The organism is Mesorhizobium sp. L-2-11 (genome assembly GCF_016756595.1).
In the GTDB taxonomy this organism is placed as follows: Bacteria; Pseudomonadota; Alphaproteobacteria; order Rhizobiales; family Rhizobiaceae; genus Mesorhizobium.
The window spans coordinates 2,226,989-2,247,652 of record NZ_AP023257.1 but is presented as its reverse complement, the minus strand read 5'-3'; the positions used below and the strand labels follow the sequence as shown (position 1 = coordinate 2,247,652).

Here is a 20,664-nt window from a genome sequence, read left to right as displayed (position 1 = left end):
GACAATGGTGGGCCCGGAGGACGTACTCAAAGCCTTGATTTTATTTCCCTTTTCGTGGGCACAGATCAGACATCCTTCCCGTATCGTTCCGTATGGTTCCGCAACCGTCGTCGGCCGACATTAGCTGTCTATGCCGCCTTCGCCCACCGAGCCGTCCTCGCCAAACCGATCATTAGATGTCGTGTTTGGGCCGGTTTCGGATGGACAGCTTCTAGGCTGAAGTCATCAGCAAGCGGACGGAAGGCGCGGCTGAAAACCTCCTCCGAGCCATGCCGGAACTGACGGCGACATCCGATACCGGTGCCGCGCTTGCCTCAGCAAGGGCCTCAAGTTTCGTCACGTCCATGCCGGCGTAGAAAGCCCGCCCCTCGCCAGTCAGGACAGCGATGCGCACTTGCGGGTCAGCGTCGACTTGCCTCATGGCTGCCTAGAACTCACGCTCCATGACGGCGTTAACGCCGTTCATTCTGTCCGGGCCATCTAACGTGACCGCTGCAACGCCCGGCTCGACCTGCAGCTTCACCTGCGTGAATTCCATCGCGCTCATATCTTGCGCCGCGGCTGCTACAGCAACCGATATTCGAGAAAATCATCAAGGCCGTACCGACCGTTCTCACGGCCGATCCGGACATCCCGCAGCTACCGAAAGGCGCGTCGAAGCTCCGCCATCGACGTTGACCTGGCCGGCGCACACCCGCCGCGCCACCTCCGATCGCACAACCAGTCAGCCAGCTTCCGCAGGCATCGGTTGCGTCTTTTTCCCTTGTCTCCCGCGAAACGGCCGCTTGAGAAGTTCGAGGAAGTCGTCGACGAAGGTGAAGATGACCGGGATGACGAGCAGGCTGAGGAATGTGGAGGTCAGCAGCCCGCCGATCACGACGATCGCCATGGGCTGGCGGAAACTTCCATCCCCGCCGCTGAGACTCAAGGCCGCCGGCAGCATGCCGCATCCCATGGCGATCGTGGTCATGATGATCGGGCGTGCCCGCTTGTGGCAGGCATCCACCAGGGCATCGAAGCGCGCCATGCCGCCACGCCGTGCCATGATGGCGTATTCGACCAGCAAGATGGAGTTCTTCGTCACCACGCCCATCAGCATGAGCAGTCCGATGACCGCCGGCAGGGAGAAGCTCGTGTCGGTGACGATGAGCGGCAGAAGCGCTCCGCCGAGCGACAGCGGCAACGCCATGAGGATGGTGAGGGGCTGCAGGAAATCGTGGAAGAGCAGGACCAGCACGGCGTAGATGCAGAACACGCCGATCGCCATGGCGATGCCGAAGCTTTCGAACAGTTCGGAACTGCGCTGCAACTCACCTTGCTCGACGAGCCGGACGCCTTGCGGCAGGTTCTTGAGGGCGGGTAGCGCCTGGGCCTCGCGGTTTACGTCACCGAGGATGCGGCCGTTGAGCTCTACCGACAGGGTGACGTTGCGCGAGCGGTCGATGCGGTTGATCTCGGCCGGGCTGCCGCCGATGTGGATGTCGGCGATGGAACCAAGGTCGACATTGCCGTTCGTACCGCTCACGCGAAGGTTGGCGATATCGTCCAGCGTCATTCTGTTTTTGGGGTCGAGCCGCACCCGGATCGAGATCTGGCGCTGCGGGAGGTTTAGCTTCGCCATGGACGTGGAGTAATCGCCGTTGGTCGCGACGCGGACCGCTTCGGAAATTGCTTCCGATGTGACGCCGAGTGCCGCCGCTCGCGTAAAATCAGGTACGATCTGGACCTCGGGCGCCTGGAGGGAGGCGCTGGACGTGACGGCCCCGATGGCTTCCAGGGTGCGCAACTGCTCCTCAAGCGCGCTGCCGGCCCGATCGAGGGCATCGGTATCGTCGCTGGCGAGCGTGATTTCCAGCGTCGTCCCGTTTCCACCCGTCCCGACTTCGACCCGCACGCCCGGCAGCACGGCAAGCGCCTGCCGGATATCGTTCTCGATCTCTGATTGTTTCCGGTCGCGATCGCCGATCGGCGTCAGATTGACGACGAGGGTTGCCGAGGCGACGTCGCTCGTCGCCGAGGCATCCAGGCCACCGCCCGAGGAAGCACTTCCCACCGACGAGAACACGCGGGTTACGTCCGGAAGCTTCATGATGATGTCCACGGCATGCCGCGTCGTCGCATCCGTCTGATCGATGGTGCTGCCGGGTTGCAGCGTCAGCGTGACTTTCGTCTGCGCGTCGTCGGAGGCCGGCAAAAAGCCCGATTTGAAAAAGGGAATTGTCGACAGGGACAGGCCGAGAAAGACGCAAACGCCAAGCACCGTCAGCTTCCGATGGCTGAGGCAGGCTTTCATGATCGCCATATAGGCGCGCATCATGTGGCCGTCCTTCTCTTCAGACGGATGCGCCTTCATCATGTAGGCGGCCATCATCGGCGTCAGCAGGCGCGCGACCAGAAGGGAGGCCAGGACAGCGACGGCCGCCGTAACGCCAAACTGGCGGAAGATGAGACCGGGAATGCCGCTCATGAATGCGGTCGGCAGGAACACGGCGACCAGTGTGAAGGTCGTGGCGATGACGGCAAGGCCGATCTCGTCGGCAGCCTCCAACGCCGCATCCATCGGCGATTTCCCCATGTTCAGGTGACGGGCGATATTCTCGACTTCCACGATGGCGTCGTCGACGAGGATGCCGACCACCAGGGAGAGCGCGAGCAGCGTCACCGTGTTCAGGCTGAAATCCGCGAGATACATCGCCAGGAAGGTCGGGATGACAGACAGGGGGAGTGCTATCGCCGACAGGAAGGTTGCCCGCCAGTTGCGCAAGAACAGCCAGACCACGACGACGGCGAGGATGGCGCCCTCGTAAAGCATGTGCATCGAACCGTCATAGTTCTCGATGATCGGCCCGACCATGCTGTAGGCCTCGATAATTTCCGCGTCGGGATTGGCGCGCGCAAAGTCCTGCATCGCGGCCTGGATGGCGGCTGCGACGCCGGTATCCGAAAAGCCGTTGGAACGCTTGATTTCGACGCCGATCACCGGTTGTCCGTCGAGATAGGCAAGCGAAGAGCGGTCGGCGAAGCTGTCGGTCACCGTGCCGATCTCGTCGAGGCGCACCAGCTTGCCGTTCGGCAGCGGTATCGCGAGGGCCTTCAAATCCTCGACCGACGCGACGGCCCCGAGCGTGCGGATCGTCTGCCTGTTGCCGCCGATCTCGCCACGGCCGCCCGAACTGTCCGCCTGGACTGATCTCAGGCGGGAAGAGACCGTGGCGGCCGTGATCCCGAGCGATCCCATGATCTGCGGGTTGAGATCGACATGCACCTCGCGGTCGATTCCCCCCATCCGGCTTACTTCACCGACCCCGGACACGGACAGCAGGGCCTTGGTCATGTCGTTGTCGACGAACCAGGACAGCTCCGTCTCGTTGAGCCGGGTCGAGCGGACGGCATAGGTGATCAGCGGTGAGCTTTGCACCGTGACCTTGGTGACGCTCGGCGATTCCATGTCGGCCGGCAGGTCCGTCGTGCTGTCCACGGCGTTGCGGACCTCGTTGAGGGCCGCCTCGCTGTCCTTCTCCAGTTCGAAGGACACGCTGATCGACACGGACCCGTCGGTGATGGTCGTGGTGATGTGATCGAGCAGGCTGAGCGAGGCGAGATTGTCCTCGATCTTCCGGGCGACCTCGGTCTCCAGTTGCGACGGGGCAGCACCCTCCAGCGTCGCGGTGATTTTCACCGTCGGCAGGTCCATGTCGGGAAAATTCTGGACGGCGAGCCGCTCGAAGGCGAGCAAGCCGCCCACGGTCAGCAGGACAAAAAGCAGAATCGAGGGAACGGGATTGCGGATTGACCAGGCGGAGAAGTTCATTGTGTTTCTCCCTCGACCCGGACCAGAGCCTTGTCCGAAAGGAAGGCGCCGCCGGACTTCACAACCGAGGCGGATCGATCGATGCCGGACAGGATTTCCACCTCCGCGCTATTGCGCCGTCCGGTCTCGATCCGCACCCGCGCGGCGCGGCGATCCGCATCGACCGTGAAGACGTAGTTGATGCCATCGCGGAAGACGAGCGCCGTCTCGGGCACCGTGAGGGCGCTCGTCGACTGCAACTCGATCTGCCCGGTGACATAGATGCCGACCGGAGGATGATCTTCCGGCGGCAGTGTGACATAGACGATAGCGCGGCCCGTATCGGTGCTGACGGTCGGGCCGACCAGCCTGACGTTCCCTTCGATCCGCCTGTCGCCGGGGCTCGCAATTTCAGCGTCAAGGCCTTGGATAATGTGCGGAAGATAGCGCGCCGAGACCTCGGCCTGCCATTCGACGCGTTGCTGCCGCACGAGCCGGAATAGCTCGGTGCCGGACGAAACCACGGCGCCGAGCTGTGCGGAACGGGAGCTGATCAGTCCGTCGTCGACCGCGACGATTGTGGTCTGATCGACCTTGATCTTCTGGCTTTCCAGCGTGGCTTGCGCTGATTTGAGGCTGGCTTCGGCAGTCTGCTCGGCAATCAGGTATTCCGTGACTTTCTCGTCCGAAAGCGCGCCGCTGCCCTGCACCTTACGCGCACGGTCCGCATTCGACTTCGCCTTGGCGAGATCGGCTTTTGCCGTTTCGAGCGCCGCTTCTTCCTTGCGCAAATCCGCAAGCACGGTCTCGTCCGCCAGCCGGACGAGCGGCTGGCCCTTCGAGACCACCGACCCGACATCGACGAGGACATCCGTGATGCGAAGACCGCCGATCTCCGAGGCGATGATCGCCTCGTGCCAGGGCTTCAGCCAGCCGCTCGCCGGCACGGTCTCCGCCCATTGGCGTTCCGCCGGCTTGACGACGGCCACGGTCAGAGCCGCGGCTTCCTGCTGCTGCGCATGCGAGGGCGTGGCGGCGAGAGCAAGGTTTGCCCCGGCGAACAGGGCAAGCAGAAGGCGGGCGGGCTGCATCAGAAAAGTCCTTGTGTCTTCGTCTGGCGCTGCGGCGGCGAGGCGGCGCCAGCGTCCCAGCCTCCGCCGAGCGCCTTGTAGAGCGCGATCCAGTAGCGGACCGCATCGCGCCTGATTTCGATGAGCGAGATCTCCGCCGACTGCGCCGAGCGACGGGCTTCTTCTCGGTCGAGCAGGCTGACGCCGCCCGCCCGCCAGTTCGAATCGATCGAGTTGAAGTAGGTCCGGTAGTTACGGGCCGCGCCGCTGGCGTCACCGATCCGCCTGCGGGTGCTGTCGACTCGAACGAGCGCGGTCTCGACTTCTGCCACCGCGCTCAGGACCCCGGACTTGTAGTTGGCGACAGCCGTGTCGTAGTCGGCGATCGTGCTCTTGACGACGGCCAGTCGTGATCCACCGTCAAGCAAGGGAATGGTCAGCGCGGGGCCGAAGGACCAGGGGAGAGATTCACCTGTCAGCGATGAAGCGCTGATCGTCACCGAGCCGCCGAGGCTCAGGCTCGGATAGAGATCGGCTTTAGCCGCGCCGACATCGGCAATGGAGGCGGCCAGTTCCAGTTCGAGCGCGCTAATGTCCGGACGCTGCCGCAGGGCATCGGCCGGCACAGCGGCGAGCTTGAAGTTCTTCGGCGTCGGGATGCCTGTCTTGCCCTTGGCCAGCAACTGGCGAACCCTTGCCTCGTCACCGCCGGTGACCTGGGCGAGCGATTTGACCAGGACCTCGCATTCGGCCCGCTGCGCCGTCAGTGTCGAGGAGGATGAGGCAGCGCTCGCTCGCGCCAAGGCCAGGTCGGCGGTGGAAGTGAGGCCGGAGGTGGCGGCCGTCTCCGTGGCGCGGATTGTTTCCCGTTGCGAGGCGAGCTCAACGCTGTAAGCGTTCTCGAGCTGCCGGCAGGCCCGGTACTGCACATAGTAGTCGGCCACTTCGGCGGCGAGAGAGACCCGCGCCTCGTGCCAGTTGGCGATCTGTTCATGGACCCGAAGCTGCGCCGCTTCGCTCTTTTGCCGCGTCTTGCCGAACAGATCGATTTCCCACGACGCGTCCAGGCCGCCGCTCGAGGTCGTCGAGGCGGCAATGCGGTTGTAGGCATCGCCGTCCGTGCCGGAACGCGTGACGGAGGCCGAGCCGTCCAGCCCCGGAAACAGGCTCGCCCGTGCGGAAGCCAGTGTCGCGCGCGCCTTTTCGATGTCGGCGGCGGCCGAAGCTAGGCTGGGGTTCTCCTCCTCGGCATAGCCGATGAGAGAGGTCAGCGACGGATCGTTGAAGGTCGACCACCACGACACGAGGCTGGATGTCTTGCCGCCATGCGGCACTGTCGCGTGCCAGACATTCGCGATTCTGAGGTCCGCCGGTCGGAGCTCTGCGAATGTGGCGCAGCCGGACAGAAGCAGACTGAGTGCGACTGACACGCACGGCAGAAGTTTCTTTTCGAGTGCAGTTTTCATTGACCTGCCCGGACAGCCGACGATTTTCTGACGTCCGTAGCAGGCGGAATGTTAAGTAGGGTCAAGCCAGTGTTAAGATAGGTAAAATCGACTGTCCGACAGGCATTTGTCTTGTATGGCTGTGTCCTGAATGAACGACAGGCTTCCAGGATGGCAAAGGTTCTCCTCATCGACGACGACGTCGATCTCACGACGCTCCTGAAGGAATATCTCTCCGAAGAGGGTTTCGAGGTCGCGACAGCGCAGGACGGGCGCGCCGCGATCGCCCAGGCTGCGTCGAGCGCCGTCGACATCATCGTCCTCGACATCATGATGCCGCACATGAACGGCATCGACGTCCTCCAGCGGATCAGGCGGCTGAGTCAGGTGCCCGTCCTGATGCTGACGGCCAAGGGCGATGATGCGGACCGGATCGCCGGGCTTAATCTCGGCGCCGACGATTATGTGCCCAAGCCGTGCTCGCCCGGCGAGCTCGCGGCACGGCTGAAGGCCATATTGCGCCGTGTCGGCTCCTCTGGTGGCGGCATCTCGCAGGATGTCATACGGGTGGGCGAGCTCGTCATGCAACCGGGAAACCGGACCGCGGAATGGGGCGGCGAGCATCTGGAGCTGACAGGCACCGAGTTCAGCCTGCTCGAGGTGCTTGCCCGCAATGCCGGCCAGCTCGTCTCCAAGCAGGAGATATCGAAGCATGCCTTCGGACGGCCACTGACGCCTTTTGACCGGCGGATCGACGTTCATTTGAGCAGCGTCAGACAGAAGCTCGGCAGCAGGGAGGATGGCCAATCCTGGATACAGTCCGTGCGGGGACAGGGCTATCAGTTCCTGCAGGACCCATGATGCGTGGCCTGTTCTGGAAGTTCTTCACCATCACCTGGTTGATGATGGCAGCCTCAATCGCAGGTTTGTTCGCAATAAGCGCCTTGCTCGATGTCGGCCCGCTCTCCCAGGACATCGCACGCCAGCAGCGGGTTTTCGCCCTTGATGTGGCAGAACGGTTGTTGGCACAAGAAGGAGAGGAGGCTGCCAAATCGTTCGCGCGGGCTGCAAGGGCGGCGCCTCAGCTTGTCGAACTGTCTATATCCGAAATCGGTCCGGCTAGCGTTTGCGGCGATATCGATACCGAGACGATGCGTGACGTCGTTGCCGACGGCAGATGCATCCGCGTAACATCGACCACCCCTGAACCCGGTATCGTCGCGGGGACTTGGCCAAAGCTGGTGCCATGGCTATCCGCCCTCATCGCAAGCGCGGTGTCCGCCTTCTGGCTCGCCCGTTATCTCATTCGCCCCGTCGCCTATCTCCGTCACGGTCTGAGCGCTCTTGCCCATGGCCGGTTCGATGTCCGCATCGGCGACAAAATGGATGGCCGGAAGGACGAGGTGATGGCGCTGGCCCATGACTTCGATGCCAGCGCCGCGCGCCTGCAGGAGCTCCAGGAGGTCCAGCAGCGACTGTTCCACGATGTGTCCCATGAGCTGCGCTCGCCGCTGTCCCGGCTTCAGGCGGCAACCGGTGTGCTTCGGCAGAATCCGTCGAAGCTTGAGGCCATGATGGATCGCATGGATCGCGAAATCGAGCGAATCGACGGACTGGTTGGTGAGATCCTCACGCTTGCTCGATTGACCGCCGGCTCGGGCGATCGCGCCGTACAGACACTCGATCTGATGGATTTGCTTAACGAGATCGTCGAGGACGCAACTTTCGAGGCTCAGGCGCGTGGGATTGCCGTTTCCCACGACCGCGCCGCCGCGTTCGTCGCGGAGGTCGATGGGGAGTTGATCTATCGCGCCTTCGAGAACGTCATTCGCAATGCCTTGAAATATTCCCCCGACAACTCCCGCGTTTCGATTTGCTCCCAAATTGTCGACGGGACGCTTCGTGTGACGGTCACGGATGAAGGGCCGGGCGTGCCGGTGTCCGAACTCGAGAGAATCTTCCAGCCGTTTTCGCGCGGAACCGATGCGGCTGCGCTAAACGGCTTCGGACTTGGTCTGGCCATCACAAGGCAAGCAATCGAACAGCATGGTGGCCGGGTCACAGCTTCGACAGCCGCCCGTGGTGGCCTGGCGGTCACCTTGGAGATTCCCCAGGCGACTGCCCATAAACGGGGCGGAGCCACTTAGGGGTGGAGCCCCTTAAAAGAGGGCTATGGCGCAAACGTAGTTCTCATCATCACCCGGTGCACCGGTAGGGCTCTGGAACTTTCTGTCCGACAATGAGATCGGTGCGACAAACATGTCCGCTTTCAGTGGGGGCTCGGAGTGTGTGAATGACGGAGATGAGGCTCAAAGCGGCCGTTCGCACATTACGAATTGAGAGCTTGGTACGAGTCAAACCCGCTTATTCGCACGTCGTTGCCGCCGATTACCGCATGCACTGTAGGGAGGTCTTTCGAGGTTAGCATCGTTAGGTTAGGTGTGCGTCCAGAGCTTTCTGCGAGAAGGAGAAATTGACGGAAAGAGCCCAACCAGTTTTATTGGAAGGCTACCACGTTGGCGGAGATTGCTACATCTGCTTGAAAAGAAGCAGATGTAAGTGATTGATGTTTACTGTTTTGGTGGACCCGGAGGACGTACTCAAAGCCTTGATCTTATTTCCCTTTTCGTGGGCACAGATCAGACATCCTTCCCGTATCGTTCCGTATGGTTCCGCAACCGTCGTCGGGCGACATTAGCTGTCTATGCCGCCTTCGCCCACCGAGCCGTCCTCGCCAAACCGATCATTAGATGTCGTGTTTGCGGCCGCGAGCGGACTGGCAGCTTCAGGCCTCGGATCTTCAACAGCCGGCATTCAGGTCGGTGTGCGCATCGTCGTGATCTACCCACAGGGGGACACCTGCGCAGTGACTAGCTTTGATTTTGGCCGCTCAGAGCCCGCAATTATAACGCGTGTGGACCAGAATCTGGGAGTGAGGCGGTTCGGCCGTCGCTCCGTTGAGGTTGTCGCGTATCCACCTGACGGCCGCCGTTAGCTCACCGGCGAAGTCGTGCGAGATGACGTAGTCCATTACGCCCGACTCCAACAGCGCGCGGGAGTTGTTCGTCAGTTCGTGCCCCACAAAGACCGTCTTGCCGGCTTTTCCGACGGTTTCAAGCGCCTTGGCCACGCCGCGGTTCGCGCCCGCGACGTTGTAGATGGCGGCGGGATGATCGTTGGTCTCAAAGAAGCGGATGAGCTGCTCGCACGTGGTCTCCGGCCTGTCGCACGAAATTACCCTTTCCTCGATCTTCAGGTAGGGGAAATCCGAGCGCAGAACCCTGCGGAAACCCATCTCCCGCTCCTGCTGGCACCGAAACGGCACGCTCATCACGATCAGGATGTTGTTTCGCTCCTTCGGCAAACCGTTCCCGATCAGCAGGGCCGCGACGCTGCCGGCCGCATACTGATCGTTGCCGACATAGGTGCTCCGCCGAGAGCTCGGCAGGTCCGTCGTGAGGCACACGACGGGCATCCCGACCGAGCGCAGTTTGCGTATGGCCCGATTGATCGCTGGATGCTCCCGCGCCACGACGACGACGCCGTCGGCTTCGCTTCCGTCGTGTTCGATCCGGCGGCCGAATACGCCTGGCTCAAGCTGGCTCGTCGTCACGTAGTGCGCCTCGATCGAGGCGCCGGGAACCGACCGGTTGACCTCGGCCGCCGCCGCGGCCATCGCGGCATTGAAGGTCTCGCCGGACTCGCAAAACAGGCGCACCGACAGCGGCGACTCGATTTCCGACCGTTCCTGCGACAGCTTGTCGAGCGCGCCAAGCACGCGCTGCCGCGTCTTTTCCCGAACGCCGTGGCGGTTGTTGAGGACGCGATCGACCGTGGCAGGTCCCACAGTCGCGAGCTCCGCGATTTCGCGTACGGTTGGCCCCTTCCAAGTTCCCGACGCCCTTCGAATCGTCATTTCGCCTCCGATCGTGATGTCTACGACATCATCCGCTAGCGCCACCGCGCCTGTAAAGGCTTATCATACAAGGCGTTTGCGTTCCTCCACGTCGCCTCGCGATTAATGAGGTATATTACATCACAAATGCATCATTGATGTCCTTGAGTGATGCGATTTCAATCCAAATAATAGCGTTGCTCCTGGAGGAGCTTGCGGAGGAGAATCCAATGAAGCTTACGTGTAAGGTGCTTGCCACCACCCTTTTGGCTGCCACGGCGCTCAGCAGCGTGGCGGTCGCCCAGGACCAGAAGCAGTACCGCTTCGTGATGGTTTCCCATATCGGATCCAACGACCCGAACATGGGCTGGCTGACGAAGTCGATGGAGGAGTTCGAGAAGAAGTATCCGAACGTCAAGACCGAGTACATCTCGACCAACAACTACTCGGTCCAGGAGCATGTCCGTCTTCTCGAGCAAGCAATCTCGACCGGTCCTGACGGCATCGCCGTTCCGATCGTGAGTTCCGATGCTTTCGAGGGTCCGCTGCGCAAGGCGATCGACGCCGGTATTCCGGTGGTTGCCTTCAACATTCCGGATGCGCGTCCCGACGGCGAGCGCATTCCCTACCTGACCTATGTCGGCGGCGACGAATATCTGACGGGCAAGAAGCTCGGCGAATACGCGCTCGCCAAAGTCGAGGCTGGTGAAATCCCGAAGCCGACGCGTGTCGTTTGCGCCAGCCACGACTCCGCCCACCAGGGTCTCAAGGCCCGGTGTGCCGGGATGAGGGACGCGATGGAAAAGGCGGGCGCCAAGGTCGATGAGCTTTTCATCGGCGCCGAGCCCGCGACTGCCCGCAATACGTTGCAGTCGTTCCTGCAGGCCAACACCGACACGAACTACGTCTTCACCGTTGCCGGCTGGTCATCGCCCTGGGCTTGGGGCGTCGCCAAGGACATGGGTCTCGACCCCGACGTCGATGGCAAGGGCGTGACAGTGCTGACCGTCGACGAAGGGCCGGTTTCTATCGAGGGCGTTCGCGCCGGCCATCTTCTCGCGACCAACAGCCAGGGCTTCTGGCTGCAGGGCTACGCGCCGATGGAATGGCTCTACTGGAACAAGGAGTTCGGCTATGCGCCGCAGTCGGACATCCTGACCGGGCCGGTCATCATCAACAAGGACAACGCCGACAACTGGGCCACGCTGGTCCGTGGCGTGTTCGGCGACAAGGCCTACGACGAGCAGAACACCTGGTGAGGCGTTCCTCCCGAGGCGGGACGGTCGAGCAACGAGGGAGCTCGGCTGTCCCGCTCTCCTTAGCGAGGCTTGAGCCTCCATTCTGGCGCTCTGCAATGACTGTCAAACAGCTTACTCACACCCAGGGCCTCGGCGCCATCATCGGCGTGGTGATCATGCTTGCCGCGTTCACGATGATCGACGTCTCGGGCTGGTGGACCAGGCAGACCATCGCCAACGTCGTTCAGTTCACCGCGATCCTCGGGTTCGTGGCGATGGGGCAAGCACTGGTGATCATGTGCAAGGAGATTGATCTGTCGGTCGGCTCGGTCTACGGCCTGACCGGAGTCGCCTTCATTACGCTGGAGCCAACGCTTGGCGTGCCCGGGTCGCTGCTGGCGGCACTTGTCATCGCCGCTCTCGCGGGACTTGTCCAGGCGATCGCGGTGGTGAAAGGACAGTTGCCCTCGATGATTGTCACGCTTGGCGGTCTCTTTACCGCCCGCGGCATCATCTATGTCTGGACAGGCGGCTCGGTGCACAATTTCTCCGAGGATGCCCGCAATCATCCGGTGACCCGGCTGCTGGGAGGCGAGCTTTTCGGCATCGAGGCGGCCATCTTCTGGCTGATCGCTGTCGGCCTCGCGCTCAATCTGCTGCTCTGGGTCACGCCTTTCGGCAACCAATTGCTGGCGACGGGCGGCAGCAAGGAAAGCGCGGAATCTCGTGGGGTTCGCAGCAATCGGGTGAAGGTTACGGCCTTCGTTCTCTGCGCGCTGCTCGCGGGATTTGCCGGCGTCTTGACCTTGTGTGACCGACCGCAGACGCACGTCACATTGGGCGAGCTGATGGAGCTGGAGGCCATTTCCGCTGCGGTGATAGGCGGCTGTCTGCTCACCGGCGGACGTGGTTCTCTCGTGGGCGCCGTGCTCGGCGCCTTCATCGTCGTGAGCTTCCGTTACGAACTTATAGCGCTCGGGGCGCCGTCCTCCTGGTACATCACCTTCGTCGGCGTCGTGCTCATCGTAGCGGTCATCTTCAACCAGCTCCTGGCCCGCCGCCTCGGGCACAGCGTTTGACGCGGGAGCAGGCTCGCATGACAAACGGTCATCCCCTCATCCAGGTCAAGAATCTCGACCTTTACTTCGGCGCTTTCCATGCGCTCAAGAGCGTATCGGTCGATTTCCATGCAGGCGAACTCGTCGGATTGGTCGGCGACAACGGCGCGGGAAAGACGACCCTGATCCGCGTACTGTGCGGCATGCATACCCCGACTTCGGGCGAGGTCTATTTCGACGGACAGCGCGTCGAGAAGTTCCATCCCAAGCTCTCAATCGATCAAGGCATCGAGACGATCCAGCAGTCGGTGGGCCTGTGCGACAACCTCTCGATCGCGCGAAACTTCTACCTCGGCCGAGAGCCGGTCCGGCGCATCCTCGGCATTCCATTTCTCGATTTCGCGACGATGCGCGACAAGTCGACACGCGTGATCCGTCAGTTCGGACTCCGCGACAACGTCTCCGCCGACGATGAAGTCGAACGCCTGTCGGGCGGTGAACGCCAGTCGGTCAAGATCGGCCGCGCGGTCGAGTTCAGGAATCGGGTCGTCATCATGGACGAGCCGACCAACCATCTTTCAGTACGCGAACGCGAGCACGTCAACGAACTTGCCGTGCAGCTCAAGAAGCAGGGCTTGCTCGTGATTTACATCACTCACGACATCTTCCAGGTGCACAAGCTCGCCGACCGCATCGTCATCATGGAGAACGGCGAGAAGATCGAGGATGCCTCGACCAGCAAGATGACGGCCGAACAGCTCGAGGAGGTCATCCGTCAGGGCGGCCGCGTCGTCGAGAGGCGGGAAGCACTCTCATGAGCCTTGCCGCGATAAAACCGCTGGTGAGGCGGCATGCCGAGATCGGCATCCTGTTGATCGCCGTCGCACTGGTCGCATTCTTTTCGACCACGTCCGACGGGCGGTGGGCGAACATCTACAATTTCGGCACGATCCTCCAGGTGACCGCTACGCTCGGCCTGATGACGCTCGGCGTTGCGCTGGTTATCGGCACCGGCGAGATCGACATTTCCGTCGGCTCGACCTTCGGCATGGGCGCGCTGGTCTATCTGTGGCTCGCGGCCCGGGTCGACCCTGCCGCCGCGGCCGTAGCGGCCGCAGCCGTCGGCGCGGCAATAGGTTCGCTTAACGGGCTGCTTGTCACCCGAACCGGTACGCCCTCGCTGATCATCACGCTTGGCACGCTGATGATCTTTCGCGAGTTGTGTGCGTCAAGTTCTGCAAAAATGGCGTGGCATTCAGCGGTGACGTTGGCGTGTCCGCCGCGCAGCCCCCGTGTTTAGCGGAGCGGCGGACATGGCGGCCGCGTCAGGCGGCCAGTGCCCTCAGGTTCTCCTTCTTGTGCTCGCGCAGATGATCCATGTTGAGGTAGCGGGTCGCCTCGAGCCAGTTCTCGTGGATCTCCACCGCCAATGCCCGAACCAGCCGCAAACAGCTCTGCGGGTTGGGGAAGATGCGAACGACCAGGGTGCGCCGCTTGATCTCCTGGTTCAGCCGCTCCAGCATGTTCGTCGACTTCATGTGCTTGTGATGCGGCAGCGGCAGCCGATAGAAGCTCAGCGTCTCCTCGATGTTGTTCTCCACCCAATCCACCAGCTTCGGGTATTTGGCCTGCCATTTGGCGATCCACTGCGCCAGGTCGCGCTTGACCTCGGCGAGGTCGCGCCGGTCATAGAACCATCTGAGCTCCATCAGGCAGTCGTCATCGACCTTGCGCGGCACATAATCGAGCGCGTTTCTGAGGAAGTGCACGTAACAGCGCTGCCAGACTGCCTCGGGCAGGACTTCGCGGATCGCTGCCCTGAGCCCCGGATGGTCGTCGGAGACGACAAACTCGACGCCGGCGAGCCCGCGCTGCTTGAGCCCTGCCACGAACGCGCGCCAGCTCGAATGGCTTTCACGGTTGGCCAGCTCGACACCGAGCACCTGGCGCCGGCCTTCCCAGTCGACGCCGATCGCCACCAAGACGGCCTGGCTGGCGATCACGCCGGCCTCGCGCGCCCGCTCGTAGCGCGCGTCCAGAATGAGGTACGGGTAAGGTTCGGCAAGCCGCTGCTCAAAGAACGCCTTCAGCGCCTCATCCAGCCGCGCCGTCGCCTGGCTTACCGTCGAGGCCGAGAAGGAATGGCCGCACAGATCCTCGGTGATCGCCTTCACCTTGCGCGTCGACACGCCTTGCACGTACATCTCGACCAGCGCCGATACCAGTGCCTTCTCCGAGCGCTGGTAACGCTCAAACAACTCCGTCGAGAACCGGCCGGCCCGATCTTGCGGAACCCGAAGTTCCAGCACGCCAACCCGCGTCACAAGCTTGCGTTCGTAATAGCCGGACCGGTAACCAACCCGCTCCGTCGTCCGCTCGCCTTTCTCGGCCCCGATCGCCTCCGTCATCTCGGCTTCCAAAGCCTCCTGCACCACAGTCTGCAAAACTCTGCGGAAGCCGTCCTCATCCGACAACAGCAACGCTTTCAACTCGCCTCTGCTCAGTCTAACCTCTCGCTTGGTCATGGCACTTACCCTTCCACGGGAATCGGTGATCGCAACGTCACCAGCGTGCCATGGCCGCCCCTCGCCTCAGAGTAAGGGCTGTTCTCTCTCCAGAGCTTTTTGCAGAACCTTCAGAACACTATCCTTTCGCGGCATTGCCATCGCGCTGACCGAGGGGTTTTCCTTCTCCATTCCTTATGCGGCGCGCAAGGGCCGGAGTTTCGAGATCCTCGGCGGCGGCGAGTTCCTCGGCTTCAACACCGCGCTCTACTGGCTGATCCTGCTTCTGGTCCTTTTGACCGTGGTACTCACCGCGATGCCTTTCGGGAACCGGCTGCTTGCCGTAGGTGGGTCGGCAGACAGCGCCCATTCGCGCGGGGTCCGTGTCGGTCGCGTCAAGCTTTCCGCCTTTGTCATCTGCGGCGCGCTCGCCGCCTTCGCCGGAACGCTGGAAGCGGGCAAGCTCGGCTTCGCCGATGGCTCGATGGGAAGGCTCATGGAGCTGCAGGCGATTGCATCCTGCGTCCTGGGCGGGTGCCTGCTGGCTGGAGGGCGGATCTCGCTCGTCGGGGCACTGCTCGGCGCCTTCGTTCTCTCGTCGATTCAGTCCTACCTCGTGGTGATGGGCGTGGCGCCGCAGTGGTTCCTGCTCTTCCTGGGGATCATCGTCGTGCTCGCAGCCTACGGAGATCAATCGCTCCGGCAGTGGGCGCTCAAGAAATAGAGGATTGCAGATGTCGATCAGGCTGGCGATCATCGGCGCAGGTGTAATGGGCGCCGACCATGCCCGGATTGTCGCCGAGAGCCTGCCGGGCGCGAAGCTGCAGGTGATCTGCGACGCATCGCTGGAACGCGCACGGAAGGTCGCTGACGACTTCGGTGCGGTCGATGTCGCAACCGATTCCCTCGATACCATCAGGCGGAGCGATGTCGACGCCGTGCTGATCGCGAGCCCGGACGAAACCCACGCTCCCCTGTCGCTCGCTGCGATCGAAGCTGGCAAGCCCGCGCTGTGCGAGAAGCCATTGTCGCAAAGCGCCAGGGAGTGTCTCGACGTGATCAAGACCGAGACCTCGTGCGGGCGACAGTTTGTTCAGCTCGGCTTCATGCGCCGCTTCGACCCGTCCTACGCCGAGATGAAATCCGCGCTCGACGACGGGGCGCTCGGGCGGGCGATCATGATGCACAACTTCCACCGCAACGTCGAAGCGCCGGCGAACTTTACCGGCCAAATGGCGATCACCAACTCGGCTCCGCACGAATTCGACGTCGCGCGCTTCGTGCTCGGCTCCGACTACCGGTCGATCTCCGTCTTCCAGCCCTCCGTCGTGGACGCGTCGAAGACGGGTGCGCCAGTTTTCATGGTGCTCGAAACGACGACCGGCCAGCTCGTCAACATCGAGATCAATAACAACGCCGCCTATGGCTACGACGTGCGGGGCGAGCTGGTCGGCGAGAAGGGGTCAGTCTTCCTCAACGGACCGATACACGCCCGCTACAATCTGTCCATGCAGTCGCTCGAACGCTATGCCACTGACTGGCGGCCGCGTTTCGCCGAGGCCTACAGGCTCCAGAATAGAGCGTTCCTGGAATTCGTCCGGTCAGGTGTGTTCCACGCCGTGGCGGCCGACGCCTGGGATGGCTACTGCGCCGCGCTGGTCGCGGAAGCAGGCGTCGAGGCGCTCGCAACGGGCGGGCGTGTGAATGTCGTTTTGGAAGCCAAGCCCGCCCTGTACCAAAGGCGGATGCATCGATGAGGAGCCTCGCCGCAACATCCGAATCGCGACGTGCCCCCGAGCCCGGAAACGCGTCGGTCGCGTGCGATCCGCCCGAGGACATGGCGGCGCTGATACGGTGGGTGCTGAGCAACCCCACCACTCTGTCGAAAGTGAGCATGCGCATAACCCGTTTCGCGCTGGAGCACCCAGCCGAGATAGCAATGAGCAACGGCCGCCGAGTGGCTGGCCTTCTTGACGTTTCGCCGAGTTCGGTGACGCGCTTCGCGGCAGCGCTCGGCTTCCAGAACTACGCGGAACTTCGCAGATTTTTCCAGCGAGAAGTTCTGAAGGCCAGGCAAACGAGGGACTAGCAATGAAATTGGGGTTTGTATCCGACTCCCTCGCACAATTGAGCTTCGAGGAAGTCCTCGACGTTGCTGCCGAACTCGGCCTGGACGGTGTTGAAGTCAATACAGGTAATTGGTCCTCGGCGCCGCACTTCGATCTCGAACGGATGAAGGCCGGTCCTCAAGCCCGAACGGCTTTCTTGAAGGCCTTCGCCAGCCGTGGATTGGAGATCGTCGCACTCAACGCCAACGGCAATCAGCTGCATCCCGTTTCGGGCGGCACCCAGTCTGCCTGCCTCGAGGAGACGATCCGCATTGCCGGCGAAATTGGCGTGAAGAAGGTCTGCCTCATGTCTGGACTGCCAAGCGGCGCACCGGGCGAGAAGACGCCGAACTGGATCGTATCGTCGTGGCCGCCGGAGACGCAGACCATCCTGAGATGGCAGTGGGAAGACGTGCTCCTGCCGTACTGGCATGGACTTGCGAAGCTGGCGAAGGCGAGTGGCGTCGATCAACTCGCCATCGAGCTGCACGGCAACCAGTTGGTCTACAACGTGCCGTCGCTGCTTCGCCTGCGCGCCGAGATCGGCCCGGTCGTGGGGGCAAATCTCGATCCAAGCCATCTGTTCTGGATGGGCGCCGATCCGGTCGCGGCAGTCGATGCACTGGGAGACGCGATCTTCCACGTTCATGCCAAGGACACGTTCCTCAACGCTCCGAAGCAGGCGACGACCAGCCTCCTGGAGAACGGTTCGCTGATGGACATTCCGGCACGTTCGTGGAGCTATATCACCCTGGGCTTCTGACACGGCGAGGAGTGGTGGCGCTCCTTCTGCTACCGGCTGCGAATGGCCGGCTATGACGGCTGGCTCTCGATCGAACACGAGGATGTCATGTTGTCCCGGCTCGAAGGGGTAAAGAAATCGGTCGAGCTATTAAGGACTGTGATGCCGATCGAGGCGAGCGACTACGTGCCGCAGGCCATCTAGCTCCTGCTGATTGTTGGTTCATGTCCGTCGTGTGTGTCTGCTTTGTTAGCACAGCGGCGACGTCCAGCCCGCCGACGGCAATGGCCGCTTTCAGGCAACACAAAGTTGACCGCAACGGCCGAGATCGGGCGCAAAGCGGCCGCACGCGTTTTACGAATTGAGAGTCCGCTTCGGGGTCACAAGACCCGCCTATTCGCACGTCGTTGCCGCCGATCACCGCACGCATCTCTGAGGGGCCTTTCGAAATCCGGAGGCTTGAGCTACGTGTGACAGGTGCCATCAACAAGACGGAGAACATTGACGAAGAGGCCCCAAAATCATTTCATTCAAAACTCACGAACTTATCCCAACAACGCTCAATTCAATCTCGAAGAATTAAGCGTAACGTACTGATATATAATAAGCTGGTGGGCCCGGAGGGACTCGAACCCCCAACCAAGCGGTTATGAGCCGCCGGCTCTAACCATTGAGCTACAGGCCCCACACGCGGCTGGATTAATGTTTTTCCCCGAATCGCACAAGGCTTTCCGGATGGGCTGGCCGAAATCGTCCAAATCAGCCCATATTCAGGCATTAGAGCGACATGCGTCCACTTAGACGCGAAAAATACGCTCTAACGCTTTTGAATCTACGCAGCGTGCTTCCCGAAATCGATTCCGATTCTTGGGCTGATGCGGTAGTCGACAGGCGCGACTGGATCGCAGACCGAGGAGTTTTTTTATGACCAGACATCTTTTGCCCTTGGCGCTCGCCGCCGCAATCGCGTTTCCGGCGATCGCCGGCGCCGCCGATTCGCCGCCGCCGCCCCGCATCGTCGTCACTGGCGAAGGCGAAGCGACCGCGGCCCCCGATCTGGCGCTGCTGACGCTCAGCGTCATGCGCGAGGCCAAGACCGCGCGAGCCGCGCTCGATGCCAACAACGACGCCATGGCTTCGGTGATCGCCGCAATGAAGTCGGCCGGCATCAAGGAGCGCGACCTGCAGACAGCCGGCATCCAGATCAGCCCGCGCTACAATTATACCAACAAGCCGGACGGCAGCCAGGAGGCCGAACTCATCGCCTACCAGGTGGCCAACACGCTTTCGGTGCGCATCCGCGACATCGACAAGACAGGCGAGATTCTCGACAGGGCGGTATCGCTCGGCGTCAACCAGGGCGGCGGCATCTCGTTCTCCAACGAGGATCCAACGGCAACTCTCACCGAAGCCCGCAAGAAGGCGGTCGCCGACGCCATGGCCAAAGCCAGGACGCTGGCCGAAGCCGCCGGCGTCAGCATCGGGCGGGTGCTGGAAATCACCGACCAGAATGTCCCGCCGCCGCCGATACCGATGAACGCCAAGGCCTTTGATGCGGCCCGCGAATCGGTTCCGGTGCAGGCTGGCGAGAATTCCTACACGGTGCAGGTCACCGTCACTTTCGAGTTGAAGTGACCGCCATCTGAAGTGGTTCGGCCCTGTTGCGGCACCATTGACTTTGCTGCATGAAAAAAACCCCGGAGGACCGATCCTCCGGGTTTTTTCGAGCCGCACCCTTGCCGGTGGATGAACATTTACCGGTAAAGGACCGGGCAGCCGCGCTCGTTGGCAAACACGACCAGCACGCGGTCGCCGTACTGGCGGCCCGCTACTTTGACGGTGCGGCGGCTGACGTCGACGATACGGGCGCGGCGCAGACCCATGCGCTCTGCCTTGCCGAGGGCGCGGTTTGGCGAGCAGGACCGGCGCCAGTCGCGTTCGCGGCGGCGTTCGCGGTAATAACCATCGTCATCGCCGGTATAGACGCCGACGCGCGGATCATAATCGTTGCCGAAGCCGAGATAGATGCTGTCTGCATGGGCTGTGGCGGGAATGGCGGCAAGCGTGCCGAGGCCGATAAGCGCTGAAAGGGCCGCCGTCTTGATCGTGTTGAACATGTCTTCTCTCCTTGTTCAGGGCTTCCGCCCGCCTTTGATCGAACCAATCATGTCTTGGTCGAACCGATGGCGAGGAGAATGCGCTTGCGTATCTGAACTTTTTACGAACCGGCCGTTCATTTCGGGTTCATGTTTGCGCAGTCTTCTCGGCTTTCCGGTTCTGGACAATCCGGTCGGTTCTGAACCATTTTGGTGGAAAACGCGCTGTCGGGCAGCCGGTTCCGGGTCCTGAAGGCCCGTCGCTAGGGCTCGTCGTCCAGCATGTGCTCGAAATAGTCGTCCGGCTCGGCAAGATCGGTCTCGCTGGCGCTGACCCGGCCGCGCATGGAGATGCCGGCCTCATGCACCGTCTCGGCACTGCCTGACACCAGCCTATGCCACCAGTAGAGATCGTGGCCCTCGGCGACCAGCCGGTAGGCGCAGGTCTTGGGCAGCCAACTGATGGTGCGCACATTCTGCGGCGTCAGCCCGACGCAGTCCGGGACGCGTGCCAACCGGTTGGCATAATCGGAACAGCGACAAGTTTCGGCGTCGAACAGCCGGCAGCCGACGCTCGTCCAGTAAATCGCGCCGGTGTCTTCGTCCTCGAGTTTCGACAGGCAGCATTTGCCGCAGCCGTCACAAAGCGATTCCCACTCGGCCGGGGTCATCGCCTCGAGCGCCTTGGTTTTCCAGAACGGCGTTTCCATCGACGGGA

At 62.2% G+C, this 20,664-nt stretch carries 17 protein-coding genes, 1 tRNA gene and 1 pseudogene; 11 read left to right on the top strand and 8 right to left on the bottom strand.

Features of this window, described 5'->3' with window-relative positions; all coding sequences use genetic code 11:
• Window positions 1-724: 724 nt before the first annotated feature.
• The 3 genes from JG739_RS10805 to JG739_RS10795 are packed head-to-tail and all read right to left on the bottom strand — an operon-like array spanning window position 725 to window position 6,326.
• Entirely contained in the window at window positions 725-3,811 is a 3,087-nt protein-coding gene (locus JG739_RS10805) for an efflux RND transporter permease subunit (RefSeq protein ID WP_202366447.1), read from the bottom strand.
• Entirely contained in the window at window positions 3,808-4,884 is a 1,077-nt protein-coding gene (locus tag JG739_RS10800; RefSeq protein ID WP_370464231.1) for an efflux RND transporter periplasmic adaptor subunit, read from the bottom strand. Before JG739_RS10800 ends, JG739_RS10805 begins: the two co-directional genes overlap by 4 nt.
• The gene (locus JG739_RS10795) at window positions 4,881-6,326 is read right to left on the bottom strand and encodes an efflux transporter outer membrane subunit (protein ID WP_202366445.1); all 1,446 of its coding nucleotides are present in this window, start codon (window positions 6,324-6,326) and stop codon (window positions 4,881-4,883) included. Before JG739_RS10795 ends, JG739_RS10800 begins: the two co-directional genes overlap by 4 nt.
• A 150-nt stretch (window positions 6,327-6,476) precedes the next feature.
• Here JG739_RS10795 and JG739_RS10790 point away from each other — a divergent pair, with 150 nt between their 5' ends.
• Window positions 6,477-7,166, top strand: coding sequence for a response regulator transcription factor (locus tag JG739_RS10790; RefSeq protein WP_202366444.1), 690 nt, complete (start codon window positions 6,477-6,479; stop codon window positions 7,164-7,166).
• A complete protein-coding gene (locus JG739_RS10785) occupies window positions 7,166-8,452 on the top strand; it encodes a HAMP domain-containing sensor histidine kinase (RefSeq protein WP_202367408.1) in 1,287 nt (428 codons plus the stop codon). The genes JG739_RS10790 and JG739_RS10785 overlap by 1 nt, the downstream gene beginning before the upstream one ends.
• 743 nt (window positions 8,453-9,195) lie before the next feature.
• Here JG739_RS10785 and JG739_RS10780 read toward each other — a convergent pair.
• On the bottom strand, window positions 9,196-10,221 hold the full coding sequence (locus JG739_RS10780) for a LacI family DNA-binding transcriptional regulator (protein WP_202366443.1): 1,026 nt from the start codon (window positions 10,219-10,221) through the stop codon (window positions 9,196-9,198).
• 209 nt (window positions 10,222-10,430) lie between these two features.
• Here JG739_RS10780 and JG739_RS10775 point away from each other — a divergent pair, with 209 nt between their 5' ends.
• From JG739_RS10775 to JG739_RS10760, 4 genes are all read left to right on the top strand, one after another.
• Complete coding sequence (locus JG739_RS10775; protein ID WP_202366442.1) at window positions 10,431-11,459, top strand: sugar ABC transporter substrate-binding protein; 1,029 nt, start codon at window positions 10,431-10,433, stop codon at window positions 11,457-11,459.
• Window positions 11,460-11,554: 95 nt separating this feature from the next.
• Window positions 11,555-12,517: an ABC transporter permease gene (locus tag JG739_RS10770; protein WP_202366441.1), complete on the top strand. Its 963-nt coding sequence runs from the start codon at window positions 11,555-11,557 to the stop codon at window positions 12,515-12,517.
• 17 nt (window positions 12,518-12,534) lie between these two features.
• On the top strand, window positions 12,535-13,314 hold the full coding sequence (locus tag JG739_RS10765) for an ATP-binding cassette domain-containing protein (RefSeq protein ID WP_202366440.1): 780 nt from the start codon (window positions 12,535-12,537) through the stop codon (window positions 13,312-13,314).
• Window positions 13,311-13,796 carry an ABC transporter permease gene (locus JG739_RS10760; RefSeq protein WP_244749798.1) on the top strand — a complete coding sequence of 162 codons (486 nt, stop codon included), beginning with the start codon at window positions 13,311-13,313 and terminating at the stop codon, window positions 13,794-13,796. Before JG739_RS10765 ends, JG739_RS10760 begins: the two co-directional genes overlap by 4 nt.
• A gap of 25 nt (window positions 13,797-13,821) precedes the next feature.
• On the opposite strand, the gene JG739_RS10755 is transcribed toward JG739_RS10760, so the two are convergent.
• Window positions 13,822-15,021 carry an IS256 family transposase gene (locus tag JG739_RS10755; RefSeq protein WP_202362577.1) on the bottom strand — a complete coding sequence of 400 codons (1,200 nt, stop codon included), beginning with the start codon at window positions 15,019-15,021 and terminating at the stop codon, window positions 13,822-13,824.
• Here JG739_RS10755 and JG739_RS10750 point away from each other — a divergent pair.
• The 4 genes and pseudogenes from JG739_RS10750 to JG739_RS10735 all read left to right on the top strand — a co-directional run bounded on the left by JG739_RS10750 (window position 15,020) and on the right by JG739_RS10735 (window position 18,054).
• Entirely contained in the window at window positions 15,020-15,724 is a 705-nt protein-coding gene (locus tag JG739_RS10750) for an ABC transporter permease (RefSeq protein WP_244749796.1), read from the top strand. The two genes, JG739_RS10755 and JG739_RS10750, sit on opposite strands and share 2 nt — an antisense overlap.
• Before the next feature lie 10 nt (window positions 15,725-15,734).
• Entirely contained in the window at window positions 15,735-16,757 is a 1,023-nt protein-coding gene (locus tag JG739_RS10745) for a Gfo/Idh/MocA family oxidoreductase (protein WP_202366439.1), read from the top strand.
• On the top strand, window positions 16,754-17,089 hold the full coding sequence (locus tag JG739_RS36355) for a MurR/RpiR family transcriptional regulator (protein WP_202366438.1): 336 nt from the start codon (window positions 16,754-16,756) through the stop codon (window positions 17,087-17,089). Before JG739_RS10745 ends, JG739_RS36355 begins: the two co-directional genes overlap by 4 nt.
• A gap of 2 nt (window positions 17,090-17,091) precedes the next feature.
• Window positions 17,092-18,054, top strand: a pseudogene (locus JG739_RS10735) (sugar phosphate isomerase/epimerase family protein).
• 405 nt (window positions 18,055-18,459) lie between these two features.
• On the opposite strand, the gene JG739_RS10730 reads toward JG739_RS10735, so the two are convergent.
• A tRNA-Ile gene (locus JG739_RS10730) sits at window positions 18,460-18,535 on the bottom strand.
• A 239-nt stretch (window positions 18,536-18,774) separates the two neighbouring features.
• Between JG739_RS10730 and JG739_RS10725 the strand changes: the two genes are divergently transcribed.
• The gene (locus tag JG739_RS10725; RefSeq protein WP_202366437.1) at window positions 18,775-19,485 is read left to right on the top strand and encodes an SIMPL domain-containing protein; all 711 of its coding nucleotides are present in this window, start codon (window positions 18,775-18,777) and stop codon (window positions 19,483-19,485) included.
• A gap of 119 nt (window positions 19,486-19,604) precedes the next feature.
• On the opposite strand, the gene JG739_RS10720 is transcribed toward JG739_RS10725, so the two are convergent.
• Window positions 19,605-19,967 carry a hypothetical protein gene (locus JG739_RS10720; protein ID WP_202366436.1) on the bottom strand — a complete coding sequence of 121 codons (363 nt, stop codon included), beginning with the start codon at window positions 19,965-19,967 and terminating at the stop codon, window positions 19,605-19,607.
• 242 nt (window positions 19,968-20,209) lie between these two features.
• The gene (locus tag JG739_RS10715; protein ID WP_202367407.1) at window positions 20,210-20,656 is read right to left on the bottom strand and encodes a YcgN family cysteine cluster protein; all 447 of its coding nucleotides are present in this window, start codon (window positions 20,654-20,656) and stop codon (window positions 20,210-20,212) included.
• Window positions 20,657-20,664 lie beyond the last annotated feature (8 nt).

Excerpts from the sequence above, each read along its gene's own strand:
- JG739_RS10805 (WP_202366447.1), bottom strand. The coding sequence starts at position 3,811 with ATGAACTTCTCCGCCTGGTCAATCCGCAATCCCGTTCCCTCGATTCTG.
- JG739_RS10795 (WP_202366445.1), bottom strand. The coding sequence starts at position 6,326 with ATGAAAACTGCACTCGAAAAGAAACTTCTGCCGTGCGTGTCAGTCGCA.
- JG739_RS10790 (WP_202366444.1), top strand. The coding sequence starts at position 6,477 with ATGGCAAAGGTTCTCCTCATCGACGACGACGTCGATCTCACGACGCTC.
- JG739_RS10785 (WP_202367408.1), top strand. The coding sequence starts at position 7,166 with ATGCGTGGCCTGTTCTGGAAGTTCTTCACCATCACCTGGTTGATGATG.
- JG739_RS10780 (WP_202366443.1), bottom strand. The coding sequence starts at position 10,221 with ATGACGATTCGAAGGGCGTCGGGAACTTGGAAGGGGCCAACCGTACGC.
- JG739_RS10775 (WP_202366442.1), top strand. The coding sequence starts at position 10,431 with ATGAAGCTTACGTGTAAGGTGCTTGCCACCACCCTTTTGGCTGCCACG.
- JG739_RS10770 (WP_202366441.1), top strand. The coding sequence starts at position 11,555 with ATGACTGTCAAACAGCTTACTCACACCCAGGGCCTCGGCGCCATCATC.
- JG739_RS10765 (WP_202366440.1), top strand. The coding sequence starts at position 12,535 with ATGACAAACGGTCATCCCCTCATCCAGGTCAAGAATCTCGACCTTTAC.
- JG739_RS10760 (WP_244749798.1), top strand. The coding sequence starts at position 13,311 with ATGAGCCTTGCCGCGATAAAACCGCTGGTGAGGCGGCATGCCGAGATC.
- JG739_RS10750 (WP_244749796.1), top strand. The coding sequence starts at position 15,020 with ATGGCACTTACCCTTCCACGGGAATCGGTGATCGCAACGTCACCAGCG.
- JG739_RS10755 (WP_202362577.1), bottom strand. The coding sequence starts at position 15,021 with ATGACCAAGCGAGAGGTTAGACTGAGCAGAGGCGAGTTGAAAGCGTTG.
- JG739_RS10745 (WP_202366439.1), top strand. The coding sequence starts at position 15,735 with ATGTCGATCAGGCTGGCGATCATCGGCGCAGGTGTAATGGGCGCCGAC.
- JG739_RS36355 (WP_202366438.1), top strand. The coding sequence starts at position 16,754 with ATGAGGAGCCTCGCCGCAACATCCGAATCGCGACGTGCCCCCGAGCCC.
- JG739_RS10725 (WP_202366437.1), top strand. The coding sequence starts at position 18,775 with ATGACCAGACATCTTTTGCCCTTGGCGCTCGCCGCCGCAATCGCGTTT.
- JG739_RS10720 (WP_202366436.1), bottom strand. The coding sequence starts at position 19,967 with ATGTTCAACACGATCAAGACGGCGGCCCTTTCAGCGCTTATCGGCCTC.
- JG739_RS10715 (WP_202367407.1), bottom strand. The coding sequence starts at position 20,656 with ATGGAAACGCCGTTCTGGAAAACCAAGGCGCTCGAGGCGATGACCCCG.